Below are 14491 nucleotides of genomic sequence, written 5' to 3' on the forward strand. Positions count from 1 at the left end.
GCGAATGGGTGGCCGTCCGCGCCGTCAGTGCGCGGTCTTCACCATATCCACCTGCGTTTCGGTAATGTCGTCGTGCAGTATGTGCTCGAGCCGATCGGCGACCATCTGGTCGTCGCGGCGAATCTCGCGTTTCCATGGCTGGCGGCCCTTGAGCACGCCCGATTCATCGACGATCTCGGCGACATATTCCTCCTGCCGGTAGGCCATCACATGGACGCCGGAAACGCCTGATATTTCCTTCACCTCGTTGATGATGTCGATGCAGAGCTGCTTGCCTTCCTTCTTCTGGTCCTGCGCGCCTTCCAGCCGCTTGATGACCGAATCGGGGATGTGGATGCCAGGCACGTTGGAGCGGATCCACTTGGCCGTCTTGGCCGAGGCCAACGGGCCGACGCCAACCAGGATGAAGCATTTTTCGGTGTAGCCGAGGTCGCGCACCTTTTGCATGTAGGTGCGGAACATCGGCACGTCGAAGCAATACTGGCTCTGTACGAATTGCGCGCCGGAGGCGATCTTCTTGCCCAGGCGATGCGGACGGAAGTCGATCGGCGGTGCGAAAGGATTGATCGCGGCACCGAGGAAAAGCTGCGGCGGCGTCGTCAGCTTGCGGCCGGACAGGAACTTGCCATTGTCGCGCATGATGCGGCAGGTTTCCAAGAGCGACATGCAGTCGAGATCGAATACCGGCTTGGCGCCGGGCTGGTCGCCGGCCTGCACACCGTCTCCGGTGAGGCACAGCATGTTGGCGACGCCCATCGCGGCCCCGCCCAGCACATCGCCCTGGATGGCGATGCGGTTCTTGTCGCGGCAGGCGATCTGCATGATCGGCGCATAGCCCATGCGGGTCAGCAACGCGCAGATGCCAACCGACGACATGTGGCAATTGGCGCCCGAGGCGTCGACGGCGTTGATGGCATCGACCCAGCCGTCGAAGATTTTCGCCCTGTTGTAGACGTCTTCCGGATCGGCGCTGTCGGGCGGATTGAGCTCGGTCGTCACCGCGAACTCGCCGCGTCGAAGCACGCGCTCCAGCCGGCCGCGCGAAGTATGGCCGGGCAGGGGATCGAGCGGCAGATCGATGCCGGCCGGATTCTCGTCGCGCTGGCGGCCGATCATGCCGATGCCCCGGTGTTTGCCGGCCCATTCTTGGCGGCAGCGGCGGCTTCGCGTGCGGCGGCGGCCTGCGCGGTCACCCGAAGCCAGGCCGAGGTTTCGCGCAGCGACTGGTCGACCGGCTTCTGCACGGTCAGGATCCTGTCACTGTGCACCATGTTCTGCGAGCCTTCCCAGGCCTTGACCCAGACGCAGGGCATATCGGGTTCGACCTCGCAATTGCCGTTGGCGCGGACGCCGCCGCAAGGGCCGTTGCGCAGCTGCTTGGGGCAGTTCATCGGGCAGGACATGCCGGTCGACGACAAGATGCACTGGCCGCACATGCGGCAGTCGAACATGAAGCCCTTGACGCGCTTCTCGACAAATTTGATCGGCCCTTCGACGCGGCCGTAGCCTATGCCCTTCCACAGGGGATGAAGGAGCAGGAACATGTCGGCGAACTTGCCGTAGAACCATTCGAGCAGGCGCGAGTGCCTGATCGACCACAGCCGGACCGCGAAGGAGCGCTGCACGCGCCGCTGCGGCGACACGTCGGCCGGTTTGTAGTCGGATTTCGGCGCTGCCTTCTTGACCAGAGTGGCCTGGGTAACCGCCGGCTGGGTGTCAGACATTTTCTTTGCCGCCCGCCTTGACCAGAGCGACCAGCCGCTCGCGGTCATATTTCGTGTCGAGGTCGTTGAATGCCTTCTCGACTTCGGCTTCTAGGTCGTCGCCGACCGCAATGGGATCGGCCTTGCGCCATTCAGCCAGATAGTCGTCAGTGCCGCCGGCGCCGGTGCGCATGGCGCACATGTCGATTGCCTCGGTGAAGCGCAGCGGCAGTTCGCGCTTGGCGTTCTGCCGGCCCTTCTTGACGATGACCTGGGCAGGGATGTCGCGCCAGTAGACGACGATCAGATCGGCCATGAAACTCTCACTCCTCAATGATCGAGCATTGCCGCAAGCGCGGTAGGGCCGCTTGTTATGGGACGACGCGCGCGCATTCAAAAGCGACGCTATTGGAAGTCGCAAAAAGAAAGGTGGGTTTATTCGTTCGCGGCGTGTGCCGGCGCCATGTTCGAGGCGTCGGAAAAATCGGCGCGCGGCATGCTGTCGGGGACGAAGGACGCGCTACCAGATGCCGGTTCTCAGGCCTGTCCAGAGGTAGAACCAGATCGTCGGGTGATACCACAGTTTCGAAGGCAGGCCGGGATCGATCGTCGTGAGTTTTCCAGCCAGTGCATCGCTGACGGCCTCGACGCAGATGTCGCGCGAGAACGCCGTCTGGCGTAGCGCGTGACTTGAGATGGTGTCGCCCTTTTTAGATCTGCCGCGCGCTTGCTTCAGCACGCCACCAGTGTCGACGCCAGCGTCGACGAGGTGGACAGTCGTGCCGAAATTCTGCGCATCGCTTGATACCAGAGCCCAATAGCCGCCATTCATGCCGCGATATTTCGGCGTGATGCCCGCATGGTAGTTGAGCACCGGGCAGGGCATTTTGCTCAGCATCTCAGCCGAGATTAGTCGGCAACCGTTGAGCAGCACAACGCCTGGCCGGATCTTCTGGATCGCCTGCAGGCACTCAAGCCCATTGGCCGAGGCTACTTGGATGATCTCCTGGCCTGGCCGCGGCTCAACCTCCAGCTTCTCCTCGGCAATCAATCGCGCGCTATGGCCGGCCAGGAATCGCTTGCCCAACCTGCTCAGCACCATCGTGCCAAGCTGGCCCATGGCGGAGATCCAGCCTTGGCGGCGAGCCCGGCCACGCAGCAATTGCTTTTTGGATTCAGGTGTTTCGAGGACAACGCTGACAGGACCGACGCGATCGGCGATTGCATTGATCATAGCCCAGACATGCTGGCCGCCGCCGGTGACGACCACGATCGGACGCGTACTGGATTCTGATGCTGCCATGGATATTGCCCCCTCCAAGCAACCCGTTCTCGACAATGGGCGGGATGCTAGGGCGTCCGGGTTAATCCTTGGTGATCAGCTCTTCGATGCCCGGTCAGCGCTTGAATTCGATGATATCGAGCTTCGATTCATAGTAGGGCGCCGGGAATTCAATGCGCCATTCCTTGGTGCTGTTACGGAAGGCATAGCCGACCTGGTCGGTTTGCGGGCCGCTGCCATAGGGCTTTGCCGGATCGTTGTTGACATAGAAGGAGCCGAGATAGATCGCGCGTTTCTCGCCATCGTCGAAGAAACGGCCCTTGGTGCGCTGCGAGCCGCTGACCTTTTCCAGCCGCCAGCCGGAACCGTCATCAGTCACCTTGCACTTGAACCAGCCGTAGATGACGAGCGGCAAAGGTCCGCCGGCCTTGATGGTGCGGCACCGCCAGTTGCCGGTCAGGTCCTTGTCGGAGAAGGCCACCAGCGGTTTTGCCAGCAAGGCATCGAGTTGCTTGACCTCGGCGGGATCGCCCGCTTTCGCCTCGGCGAGCGCTGCCTTGCGCGTCTCGCCATATTTGTCGAGCCGTGCCTTGTCGGCTGGGGTGATCAATTTCTGCACCTCGCCATCGGCGAGCGCGGGAAGCGTGCAGCAGAGCAGGCCGACAAGGGCGAGCAGCGGGCGAAGTGTCATCGGAGGCCTCCCGGTTGATGTTTTGAGCAGCGCCGCCGCCACCTGGTGCATAATTTACCGGGTCGCTGGCGCCTGTCATCCGTGCTTAACAGCGTCACGGTCAAAAATCATGGTGTGACGAATGCGAATCTTGCTCACGGGATCGTCGGGTTGGCTGGGCAGCGCGCTGGCGCCGCGGCTGCGCGCGCTTGGGCACGATGTCACCGGGCTAGATCCTGCGCCATCGGCGGAGACGCAGATGATCGGCTCGATCGCCGACCGTGACCTTGTCCTGCGTACCGTCCGCGACAACCGGATCGAGGCGATCATCCACAGCGGCGCGCTGCACAAGCCCAACATCGAGAACCGCGCTAACAGCGATTTCGTCGCTACAAATGTGCAAGGCACGCTGAACCTGCTCGACGCGGCGGTGGCGGCCGGCGTGCAGCGCTTCGTCTTCACCTCGACGACCTCGCTGATGATTTCGCAAGCGATACGCGACGGGTTCAGCGGCGGCGCTCGGAAAGCTGCCTGGCTGACTGAGGCGATGTCGCCCGAGCCGCGCAACATCTATGGCGTCACCAAGCTTTCGGCCGAGCATCTCTGCCGCCTCTATCATATCCAGCATGGGTTGCCGGTGGTGGTGCTGCGCACGGCCCGCTTCTTTCCCGAGGCCGACGACATGGCGCATGCGATCGAACAATCGGACGCCAACACCAAGGCGAACGAGCTGTTGTTTCGCCGATTGACGGTGGAGGACGCGGCGGAGGCTCACATCCTTGCCCTTGAAAAGGGGCCGCAACTGGGCTTTGATATTTTCATCGTCTCGGCGCCAACACCGTTCCGTCCCGATGATTGCGCTGATCTGATCGCCGATGCGCCGTCCATCGTCGCGCGCTATTTTCCGGACTTTCCGGCGCTTTATGCGCGAAAAGGCTGGACGATGTTTTCCTCCATCGACCGCGTCTATGACGCGTCGCGGGCGAGGGACAGGCTGGGTTTCGTCTGCAAGACGAGCTTTGCCGATGTGCTTGCGGCGCTGCGTGCGGAAGAGGGGGCTGCCTAGCCCGCGACAGCAGCGGCTTGCGCCATTCCAGCCGTCAGGTCGCCATAGCCCGTCGCGCGTCGTTCATAGACGAGACCGAGCATTTTGGCGGCTTTTTCGGCGACCTTGTCGAGTTCCGGATCGTTGGTCTGGGCCAGGTAGATCAGCTTCTCGTAGTTGCCGAAATAGTCCTTGATCAGCTCCGGATGCTTGTCGAGGCCGAGCGGCTTCATAAAGAAGGCGTCGAACTGCCGGCAGAGGAAGTCGGTCATGTAGAAAGACATCATGTCGTCGTCGGCGATTTTCGCGTAGGCATCCATGCCTTGATAGAAGGCAAAGCAGTGCGGGCCGGCCATGCGCTTGACGCCGTGCTTCTCGCAGATACGGTCGAGCAGGCCGCCGGTGCCGCAATCGGCATAGCCGACGAAGATGTTGGTGTAGCCTTCGGCCTTGGCCTTTTCGATTGCCTTGTCCATGGCTGGAGCGATGCGGTCCGGGTAGAAATGGAATTCCGCCGGCAGGCAGGTCAGGTCGAGGTGATCCAGTCCGAGCTGTTCCTTGACGGCCAGAACTTCGCGCGCAATCATCCCACAGGCGATAACGAGCAGCCTGTCGTCTTGATTCGGTTTCGTTTTTTGCGTCTTGGCCATGGAACCCATCGAGCCGGCCTTCGTTGTTGGGGCGCTAATTTATCTGTTGAGGGAGACACCGTCCATGAAACTGCTACGCATCACGCCGATTGCCATCCTGGCCTGCGCCTTGGCCCTTGCGGCTTGCGCGAACACCGTCCGCGGTGTCGGCAAGGACGTCAAATCGACGGCCAGGGCGGTCAAGGACACTGTCGCCAACTGATCGGCAGCCTCGTCCACCATCTGGGAACAAAAAAGCCGCGCTGCAAGGCGCGGCTTTTCTTGTCGGTCCATCCTGATGCCCTGGGTCAGGCGGAAGCGCGGACGTTGTGCTTGCGCTTCATGAAGTCCTTGGCGGTCTCGACCGCCACCGCGGCATCGCGGCAATAGGCGTCGGCGCCGACGGCCTTGCCGAATTCCTCGTTCAGCGGCGCGCCGCCGACCAGCACGACATAGTCGTCGCGGATGCCCTTTTCCTTCATCGTGTCGATGACGACCTTCATGTAGGGCATGGTCGTGGTCAGCAGGGCTGACATGCCGATGATGTCGGGCTGGTGCTGTTCGATCGCATCGAGATATTTCTCGACCGCATTGTTGATGCCGAGATCGATGACGTCGAAGCCGGCGCCCTCCATCATCATGCCGACGAGGTTCTTGCCGATGTCGTGGATGTCGCCCTTGACGGTGCCGATGACCATCTTGCCCTGCTTGGGCGCGCCGGTGGCGGCGAGCAGCGGACGCAGGATGAACATGCCGGCCTTCATCGCATTGGCCGACAGCAGCACTTCGGGAACGAACAGGATGCCGTCGCGAAAATCCTCGCCGACGATGCGCATGCCTTCGACCAGCGCCTCGGTCAGCACCTTGTAGGGCACCCAGCCGCGCTCGAGCAGGATGTTGGTACCTTCCTCGATCTCTTCCTTCAGCCCGTCATAGAGATCGTCGTGCATCTGCTGCACCAACTCGTCGTCGGAAAGTTCGGAAAGGATGATCTCGTCGTCGGACATTTGTATCGAGCTCCTGCCGGCATCGCGACCATGTCGCAAAGCACAAAATATTCGCGTTCATACCTAACCCGCTGAGGGCATGTATCCATAGCTGATTTGCGACTTCCCGCAAAAGGAAAGCGACCGTAACTCTCTTGGAATTCTTGTCGATTTTGCGACAGGCGTTGGCGCTGGCGGGCCGTTTCGAATAGGGTGCATGGCTACGATCTGGCAAGAAGCGGCGAGAGGCAGCCGCTATGGATTCCAGACAAGAACAAATTCAGGGAAGAACCACCATGAGCGAACACGCGGCAGTCGATCAGGAAGCGTCAAACGCGCGACGTGGGCGCGGCGCCAGCGGCGGAGCCGCTGCCCGGCGGGCAGCACGTTCGGGCGGTGGTCCGGGCACGCAGCTCACCTACATCAAGCGCAAGATCAACGTTTATGAGGTGCTGGACGAGGAAGGCCTGGCGCTGATCGAGAAGAACACCGACACGGTGCTCGAGGAAATCGGCATCATCTTCCGCGACGACGCGGAAGCGCTGCAATTGTGGAAAGAGGCCGGCGCCGACGTCAAGGGCGAGCGCGTGCACTTCCCCAAGGGTCTCTGCCGTTCGCTGCTCAAGACCGCGCCGTCCGTCTACACCCAGCACGCCCGCAATTCCGAGCGCTCGGTGCAGATCGGCGGCAACGCCACCGTTTTCGCGCCGGTCTATGGTCCGCCTTTCGTGCGCGACCTCGACGGCGTCAGGCGTTACGCGACGATCGAGGATTTCCAGAATTTCGTGAAGCTCGCCTATATGGCGCCGTCGATCCACCATTCGGGCGGCACGGTGTGCGAGCCGGTCGACGTGCCGGTCAACAAGCGCCACCTCGACATGATCTACAGCCACATCAAATATTCCGACAAGCCGTTCATGGGCTCGGTGACCGCGCCGGAGCGCGCTGAGGACACCGTCGCCATGGCCAAGATCGTGTTCGGCGACGATTTCGTCGAGAACAACACGGTGCTGACCAGCCTGATCAACGCCAACTCGCCGATGGTGTTCGACGAGACCATGCTCGGCGCGCTGAAAGTCTATGCGCGCCACAACCAGGCCTGCATCGTCACGCCGTTCATCCTTGCCGGCGCGATGAGCCCGGTGACGGTTGCCGGCACGCTGACGCAGGTTCTGGCCGAAGTACTGGCCGGCGCGTCCTTCACGCAGCTGATCCGGCCGGGCGCGCCGGTGCTGTTCGGCACCTTCGCTTCCTCCATTTCGATGCAGTCGGGCGCGCCGACCTTCGGCACGCCGGAGCCGTCGCTGGTTTCCTATGGCGCCGCACAGCTGGCGCGTCGCCTCGGCCTGCCGTTCCGTACCGGCGGTTCGCTCTGCGCGTCGAAGGTTCCGGATGCGCAGGCGGCCTATGAAAGCGCCAACACGCTGAACTCGACCATCCTGGCCGGCACCAATTTCGTGCTGCATTCGGCCGGCTGGCTCGAGGGCGGGTTGGCGTCCTGCTACGAGAAATTCATGATGGACATCGACCAGCTCGGCATGACGCAGAAATTCTCCGAGGGCGTCGATCTGTCGGAAAACGGCCAGGCGATGGATGCCATCCGCCAGGTCGGGCCGGGCAGCCACTATCTCGGCTGCGACCACACCCAGGCCAATTTCCAGACCGCCTTCTACCGCTCCAACATCGCCGACAACAATTCCTACGAGCAGTGGCTGGCCGAAGGCGAGAAGACCGCGCCGCAGCGCGCAAACGATCTCGCCCGCCGCTGGCTGGAGAGCTACGAGGCGCCGCATCTCGATCCGAGCATCGACGAAGCCTTGAAGGACTTCATCGCCAAGAAGAAGGGGTCGATGCCCGACGCCTTCACTTGAAAGGAGCCCGAATCAGGCGGGGCTAAAGTCGCCAACATCATCCACAAGGAAGTCTGGCGGAGCGCGTTCTCCGATCCGGTCAAGAAGGAATGATTGCGCCTGCCGGCAGCGTTGACCGCATTGCTGCGGCGCTCCTTGCCAACGGCCTTGTTGTTCGCGGCGGTTTCAATTTTGCGCCAGGCGATGCGCCGCCAGCGGGATCATCGGGTGCGCCGGCAGCGGCCGTCCTGCTGGTAGGGCAGGCGGGCGCAGCACCTTGGCCGCATTTCCTGCGTTGGCGGGAGCAACAGCCACGGGCAACCGCCAATCCGCTCGACACGTGGTCGCGCGAAGTGATCGGCGCCGTGGCGGACACATTCGGGGCGCGGGCCGTTTCGCCTTCCGACAGGCCTTATCTGCCGTTCCAGCAATGGGCGATGCGAGCGGAGGGGCTGAAGCCGTCGCCGCTCGGCATCCTCATGCATCCGCGATACGGGCTCTGGCACGCCTATCGCGGCGCGCTGCTGTTCGAGGACGAGCTTTTGGTTCAAGACGCTGAGGCAGCGCCCCACCTTTGCGATAGCTGTGTCGAAAAACCCTGCCTGAAATCCTGCCCGGTCGACGCCTATTCCGAGCAAGGCTTCGCCTATCAATCCTGCCTGGCGCATGTGCGGGGAGCGAATGGCGAACCCTGCCGCAGCGGCGGCTGTCTCGACCGCAATGCCTGTCCCTATGGCACGGCCTATCGCTACCCGCCGGAGGTCCAGGCGTTTCACATGGCAAGCTTTGCGGCGGTGGACGGCTGATCGAAATGCAGCCCTGATCCAGGTAGTCGCTTGACGGCTGATGGCAGCGGGCCTATTCATCAAGTCATCTGATGACTTGATGAATAGGCCGATGCAACCCGCCATTAGAACCAATCTTACCGACAGCGCCACCGAAAGCCTGCGTGCCGAGATCGTCAGCGGCCGCTGGGGCGTCGGCGAGCGTATTCCCAATGAGGCAGCCCTGACCGACCTTCTGTCGGTGAGCCGTGGCACTGTGCGCGAAGCGGTGCGGGTGCTGGTCTCGCGGGGATTGCTCGATACGCGCCAGGGCTCGGGCACCTATGTGCGCTCCGCCGTCGATACCTCCGCCGCGCTCGACCGGGTCAAGCGCAGCGGCCTGCGCGATCAATGGGAGGCGCGGGCAGCGCTGGACCTGGAGGCGGCACGGCTCGCCGCCTTGCGTCACACGCCGGCCGACCTCGAACGGATGCGTCAATTGCTTGCAGAGCGGGGCACCGTCGCCGACGGCGGAAGCGATGCCTTCATCCGCCGCGATCTCGCCTTCCACAAGTCGGTCGTCGCAGCGTCCGGCAACAGAGCGATGATGGAGCTCTACGACTTCTTCACCGCCGCCATCACCGAGACCATCCATGCCACGCTCGAGGGCAATCTGCCCGAACCGGACCAGCAGGCGCATGCGGCAATCGTCGAGGCCATTGCCGCGAGCGATCCCGAGCGTGCGGTTGCCGCCGTCCGCGCCTTCATGGCGCCGGTGCTTGCCCAGCTTGAAAGACTGCTTTCGCAATGAACCAGAGTTTTCGTCACCCTGACCCGAAGCCGCGATCCGAGGCCGTCAAGGGTCTGGAACTCATCGATGCGGAAGCCGATAGCCTTCCCGCGCCGCAGCCGCCTGAACTGCGCAGCCGTGCCGCGCGTATCGTGCTTGGCGCGAGCCTCGTGCTGATTGCCTTCAGCCTGCGGCCACTGTTTTCCAGCCTGTCGGTGCTGTTGCCCGAAGTGATGCAGGCGACCGGGCTTTCGACGACAGGCGCCAGCCTGCTGACGACGCTGCCCGTTCTGTGCCTGGGTCTGTTCGCGCCGTTCGCGCCAAAACTTGCCCAACGCTATGGGGCTGAACGCACCTTGCTCGGCGCACTCGCGCTGCTGGTGCTGGGAACCGGGCTGCGCTGGTTCGAATCGGTTCCCCTGCTGTTTGTCGCCACCTTCCTGGCCGGCGGCGCCATTGCCATCGGCAACGTGCTGCTGCCGGGCCTGGTGAAGCGTGATTTCGCCGACAGGGCTGCCATCATGACGGGGCTCTACACCATGGCCTTGTGCGCCGGTTCGGCGGCGGCCGCCGGCTTCACCCTGCCGATCGAGCATTTTATCACCGGTTCATGGTCAGGAGCGCTCGCAGCCTGGGCGGTGCCGACGCTGGTCGTGTTGCTGATCTGGATTCCGCAGGCGCTTGGCAGCCGCCGGCAGGTGAGCCATCAAGGATTTCGCGTCGTCGGGCTTTGGCGCGATCGCCTGGCCTGGCAAGTCACGCTGTTCATGGGGCTGCAGTCGGCGCTTGCCTATTGCATCTTCGGCTGGCTAGCGCCGATCCTGCGCGAGCGCGGTTTCGATGCGGCCACCGCCGGCGCCATGGTTTCGGTTTCGGTGATGGCGCAGGTCATCACGTGCCTTGCCGTGCCGTCCTTTGCGATGCGGTTGAAGGACCAGCGCGGCATCAATGTGGCGCTCGTTGCCATAGCGGTGATAGCGCTGCTCGGCATTCTGTTCGCACCGACCTCGACGGTGCTGTTCTGGGCGGTCCTGCAAGGCATCGGGCAGGGCGGCCTGATCGCGGCTGCCATGAGCCTCATCGTGCTGCGGTCGCCGGATTCGCATGTCGCCGCGCATCTTTCGGGCATGGCGCAAGGCGTCGGCTATGTGCTGGCGGCCTTCGGTCCGCTGCTGGTGGGCCTGATCCGCAGCTGGACCGGCAGTTTTTCGGGAACGGCGTTCCTGTTCGTCGCGCTCGGGCTTGGCGTAGCCGTCATGGGGCTCGGCGCCGGCCGCGCGCTGCATGTCGGCGCACGGACCGTGCGCGCCGACGACCGATAGCGCGTCACGCAATCCTGCACGAAATGTTGACTGTCAGGTTCAGGGAACGCCTTGCCGTATCGGCTTGGCCGGATATGTATCGCGCATCAATCGAACGGAGCGGGCGATGACGAAGCAGGACCTTCAGATCAAGACCAGGGATGGCGTTGCCAAAGCAGGGCTTTTCCGCTCGGCAAAAGCATCTCCTGCCAAGGCCGGCGTCATTCTCTATCAGGACGCCTTCGGTCCGCGGCCGGCGCTCGACAGTATGGCCGAGCGGCTGGCACATGAAGGTTATGCGGTGCTGGTGCCGGACCTGTTCTACCGCAATGCGCCTTACGGGCCCTTCGACGCCAAGACCGCCTTTGTCGAGGAAAACACCAAGGCGGCGCTGATGGCGCTGGTCACCGGCACGACGCAGGACATGACCATCAGCGACAGCGGTGCATTCCTCGACGCACTCGCTGCCGAGGGCATCACCGGGCCGATCGGCACCGTCGGCTATTGCATGGGCGGCGGCCGGGCATTGAATGCGGCTGCAACCTATCCCGACAGGATAAGGGCGGCAGCGAGCTTCCATGGCGGCAATCTGGCCAGCGACGCTGCCGACAGCCCGCATCGCAAGGCAGCCTCCATCAAGGCGCGTGTCTATGTCGGCACATCAGGCGTCGACAGGAGTTTTCCGCCGGAACAGTCGGCGCGACTGGCCGAGGCGCTGAGGGTCGCGGAAGTCGACCATGTCATCGAGAACTATGTCGGCGTGGCGCATGGCTGGTGCGTGCCCGATCATAGCGTTTTCAATGCCGCGGGTGCGGAACGCCACTGGAAGCGATTGACGACGCTGTTCGCCGAAACCCTGATCTGAGCCCTTCGTTCGGCTGTTCTTGTCTGTTGGCTGTCTGGCCCGTTCGCGCTATCAGGCAGACAAATGGCGCGACCTCGGATGAGCGGGTCGAGCGGGAACGAATAGCCTGATGCAATCCTATGATGTCGTGATCATCGGCGCGGGTGCCGCCGGAATGATGTGCGCCGTGGAGGCGGCCAAGCGCGGTCGTTCGGTGCTGATCCTCGATCATGCGGCAATGCCGGGCGAAAAGATCCGCATCTCCGGCGGCGGCCGGTGCAATTTCACCAACATCCATGCCAGCCCGAAGAATTTTCTCTCGGGCAATCCGCATTTCTGCATTTCGGCGCTCAGCCGCTACACGCAGCGCGATTTCATCGCCCTCGTCGAACGCCACCGCATCGCCTATCACGAGAAGACGCTGGGGCAGCTGTTCTGCGACGGCTCCGCACGCCAGATCATCGATATGCTGGTCTCGGAAATGCAGGGCCGGGGCGTGGAGCTGGCACTGTCGACCAGGGTTGAGGATGTCCGCAAAACCGCAGAGGGTTTTGTGCTTGCCCTCTCCACAGGTTTGGTTGCTTGCCAGTCTCTGGTGGTGGCCTGCGGCGGCAAGTCGATCCCAAAGATGGGGGCGACCGGATTCGGCTATGAGCTTGCCGAACGGTTCGGCCTTGCCATCATCGAAACGCGGCCGGCGCTGGTGCCGCTGACCTTCGATGCAAACACGCTCGAGCGGCTGGCGCCGCTGGCCGGCAACGCTGTCGACGCGGAAGTCGCCTGCGGCAAGACGCGGTTTTCCGAAGCGATGCTGTTCACGCATCGCGGTGTCAGTGGACCGTCCATCCTGCAGATCTCTTCCTATTGGCGCGAGGGCGATGAAATCCGCATCGCCATGCTGCCGGGGGTGGATGTGGCGGATCTCGTTCGTGCCGCCAAGCGCGGCAATGGGCGGCAAGCGGTGCAGACAGTGCTGGCAAACCATCTGCCGAAGCGGCTGGCGCAATCGATCGCCGAGCGCACCGGGATCGACGGCAACCTCGCCGATCTTTCCGACGCCCAGATCAAAACCGTCGCCGCCGCGGTCAATGACTGGCGCATCAAGCCCGCTGGTTCAGAGGGCTACCGCACCGCCGAAGTGACGCTGGGCGGGGTCGACACCAACGGGCTGGACCAGAAGACGATGCAGGCGAAATCCGTGCCGGGCCTGTTTTTCATCGGTGAAGCCGTCGATGTCACGGGCTGGCTGGGCGGCTATAATTTCCAGTGGGCATGGTCGTCGGGCTGGGTGGCGGGGCAGGCGGCATAGACTTACTTCTGTGGCTTCGCTCCAGCCGCCGGTGCCTTCTTCTTCTTTTTGGCCTGATTGTATCCGATGGCGGCACGGACGAGCTCTTTCAGGGCACGCTCATCGAGCTTATCGCCCTCAAGGATATCGATTGCCCGCCAGACCTTGCCGCCAAAACCGTTGTTGAACAGTTTGTCGGGGTCCGGCAGGCGCGCGCCATGGGAAAAGGTGAGCTTCACCTTGTCCTTGTGGGCGTTGCCGACCACGATGTTCCCGTCGAGGCACCATACCGGGCTGCCCATCCACTTCCACTCCTCGACGATGTCCGGGTCGGCTGCAAGGATGGTCTTGCGGATGCCGGCGAGCGTCTCGGCGCGCCAGTCCGTGAGGCCGGCGAGCAGCTGGTCGATCTGTTCGGATGGGTTCATTGGATACCTTCCCGTGCCTCGGCGCGTTTCAACCGCCGCCCGTTACCAGCGCGCCAGCTGGGTGATCTGAACGAGGTTGCCGCAGCTGTCGTTCAGCTGGGCGATAGTCGAACCGGTCACCTCGGTCGGCGGCTTGATAAACGCGCCACCCTTCGCCTTGATGCGCTCATAATCGCCCTTGACGTCGTCGGTGAAGAACATGACCGCGGGCTGGCCCTGCTTGAAGATGGCTTCCTGATAGGCCTTGGCGGCCGGGTTGTCGTTGAGCGCGAGCTGCAGCTCGGTTCCATCAGGCTCTTCGGCCGAGGCCACGGTCAGCCAGCGATAGGGCCCATTGCTGAAATCGGCCTTTTTGGCGAGGCCCAGCACGTCGGTGTAGAAGTGCAGTGCGTTTTCCTGGTTGTCCACATACACGCTGGTCAGCTTGATCTTCATGGCTCTTTCTCCTCTTTCACATTCTTCGGTCGTTACGAGATCCAGCCGGGCCGCGCGGCCGCCTGCTTCACCCAGTCCGCCATCTGCGCTTCGTCGAACTGGTCGTCTTCGCGGATGTCGATCCAGCGCGCCTCCTTGCTCTTTGCCGTGCCGCCGGGCGGGATCGGCTGCAACGACATGCCACTGAAGAAGGTCACCTTCAAATAGTGGGTGAGGACATGAAACGTCACGAACCAGCCCTGGCCTTCGATGCCATAGAAGGGCGAGTTCCATCGCACGGCCTTGCGCACATCAGGCACGTTGCGCACGATGAGCGCGTCGAGGCGTTCGCCGAGACCGCGCTTCCAGCCCGGTATTGCCGCGATGTAGGCCTGCACCGGGGCGTCGCCGTCGCCCTTGGCGATTTGCGGGTTGCCGCCCGAGAGCAGGACCGGCGCAGCCTTGGCCTTGGTCGATTGTCCCTGCGTCTTGGCCAT

18 protein-coding genes are annotated in these 14491 nt (G+C 63.0%); 8 read left to right on the top strand and 10 right to left on the bottom strand.

Annotation, left to right across the window (positions count from 1 at the left end; genetic code table 11):
* Positions 1–24: 24 nt before the first annotated feature.
* The 5 genes from HB777_09225 to HB777_09245 all read right to left on the bottom strand — a co-directional run bounded on the left by HB777_09225 (position 25) and on the right by HB777_09245 (position 3676).
* On the bottom strand, positions 25–1116 hold the full coding sequence (locus HB777_09225) for a methylenetetrahydrofolate reductase (protein ID QND64071.1): 1092 nt from the start codon (positions 1114–1116) through the stop codon (positions 25–27).
* Entirely contained in the window at positions 1113–1724 is a 612-nt protein-coding gene (locus tag HB777_09230) for a methylenetetrahydrofolate reductase (GenBank protein ID QND64072.1), read from the bottom strand. Before HB777_09230 ends, HB777_09225 begins: the two co-directional genes overlap by 4 nt.
* The gene (locus HB777_09235) at positions 1717–2019 is read right to left on the bottom strand and encodes a hypothetical protein (protein QND64073.1); all 303 of its coding nucleotides are present in this window, start codon (positions 2017–2019) and stop codon (positions 1717–1719) included. The genes HB777_09230 and HB777_09235 overlap by 8 nt, the downstream gene beginning before the upstream one ends.
* A 204-nt stretch (positions 2020–2223) precedes the next feature.
* Entirely contained in the window at positions 2224–3006 is a 783-nt protein-coding gene (locus HB777_09240) for a formyl transferase (protein QND64074.1), read from the bottom strand.
* A gap of 94 nt (positions 3007–3100) precedes the next feature.
* The gene (locus tag HB777_09245) at positions 3101–3676 is read right to left on the bottom strand and encodes a DUF4893 domain-containing protein (protein QND64075.1); all 576 of its coding nucleotides are present in this window, start codon (positions 3674–3676) and stop codon (positions 3101–3103) included.
* 121 nt (positions 3677–3797) lie between these two features.
* On the opposite strand from HB777_09245, the gene HB777_09250 reads away from it, so the two are divergent.
* Positions 3798–4721 carry an NAD(P)-dependent oxidoreductase gene (locus HB777_09250; GenBank protein QND64076.1) on the top strand — a complete coding sequence of 308 codons (924 nt, stop codon included), beginning with the start codon at positions 3798–3800 and terminating at the stop codon, positions 4719–4721.
* Here HB777_09250 and HB777_09255 read toward each other — a convergent pair.
* A complete protein-coding gene (locus HB777_09255) occupies positions 4718–5350 on the bottom strand; it encodes a DUF1638 domain-containing protein (protein QND64077.1) in 633 nt (210 codons plus the stop codon). The genes HB777_09250 and HB777_09255 overlap by 4 nt on opposite strands.
* Positions 5351–5414: 64 nt before the next feature.
* Between HB777_09255 and HB777_09260 the strand changes: the two genes are divergently transcribed.
* Positions 5415–5552: an EncA/B family entericidin gene (locus tag HB777_09260; protein ID QND64078.1), complete on the top strand. Its 138-nt coding sequence runs from the start codon at positions 5415–5417 to the stop codon at positions 5550–5552.
* Between the two features lie 85 nt (positions 5553–5637).
* Here HB777_09260 and HB777_09265 read toward each other — a convergent pair whose 3' ends face one another.
* Positions 5638–6336, bottom strand: a complete 699-nt coding sequence (locus HB777_09265; protein QND64079.1) for a cobalamin-binding protein — start codon at positions 6334–6336, stop codon at positions 5638–5640.
* 275 nt (positions 6337–6611) lie between these two features.
* Here HB777_09265 and HB777_09270 point away from each other — a divergent pair, with 275 nt between their 5' ends.
* The 6 genes from HB777_09270 (at position 6612) to HB777_09295 (ending at position 13173) form a co-directional block, all read left to right on the top strand.
* Positions 6612–8186: a trimethylamine methyltransferase family protein gene (locus HB777_09270; GenBank protein ID QND64080.1), complete on the top strand. Its 1575-nt coding sequence runs from the start codon at positions 6612–6614 to the stop codon at positions 8184–8186.
* An 89-nt stretch (positions 8187–8275) separates the two neighbouring features.
* Positions 8276–8971 carry a 4Fe-4S dicluster domain-containing protein gene (locus tag HB777_09275; GenBank protein QND64081.1) on the top strand — a complete coding sequence of 232 codons (696 nt, stop codon included), beginning with the start codon at positions 8276–8278 and terminating at the stop codon, positions 8969–8971.
* Between the two features lie 91 nt (positions 8972–9062).
* Complete coding sequence (locus HB777_09280) at positions 9063–9740, top strand: FadR family transcriptional regulator (GenBank protein ID QND64082.1); 678 nt, start codon at positions 9063–9065, stop codon at positions 9738–9740.
* On the top strand, positions 9737–11041 hold the full coding sequence (locus HB777_09285) for an MFS transporter (protein ID QND64083.1): 1305 nt from the start codon (positions 9737–9739) through the stop codon (positions 11039–11041). Before HB777_09280 ends, HB777_09285 begins: the two co-directional genes overlap by 4 nt.
* 106 nt (positions 11042–11147) lie before the next feature.
* A complete protein-coding gene (locus tag HB777_09290) occupies positions 11148–11885 on the top strand; it encodes a dienelactone hydrolase family protein (protein QND64084.1) in 738 nt (245 codons plus the stop codon).
* Positions 11886–11994: 109 nt separating this feature from the next.
* A complete protein-coding gene (locus HB777_09295) occupies positions 11995–13173 on the top strand; it encodes an NAD(P)/FAD-dependent oxidoreductase (GenBank protein QND64085.1) in 1179 nt (392 codons plus the stop codon).
* A gap of 2 nt (positions 13174–13175) precedes the next feature.
* Here the strand turns inward: HB777_09295 and HB777_09300 are convergent, their stop codons facing one another.
* Genes HB777_09300 through HB777_09310 form a run of 3 tightly spaced genes read right to left on the bottom strand, consistent with a single transcriptional unit; the run spans position 13176 to position 14491 of the window.
* Complete coding sequence (locus HB777_09300; GenBank protein ID QND64086.1) at positions 13176–13580, bottom strand: DUF1801 domain-containing protein; 405 nt, start codon at positions 13578–13580, stop codon at positions 13176–13178.
* Between the two features lie 42 nt (positions 13581–13622).
* Positions 13623–14015 (bottom strand): VOC family protein, encoded by a 393-nt coding sequence (locus HB777_09305; GenBank protein ID QND64087.1) that lies wholly within the window; start codon positions 14013–14015, stop codon positions 13623–13625.
* A 32-nt stretch (positions 14016–14047) separates the two neighbouring features.
* Complete coding sequence (locus HB777_09310; protein ID QND64088.1) at positions 14048–14491, bottom strand: hypothetical protein; 444 nt, start codon at positions 14489–14491, stop codon at positions 14048–14050.

The organism is Mesorhizobium loti (assembly GCA_014189435.1).
Classification (GTDB): Bacteria; Pseudomonadota; Alphaproteobacteria; order Rhizobiales; family Rhizobiaceae; genus Mesorhizobium; species Mesorhizobium loti_G.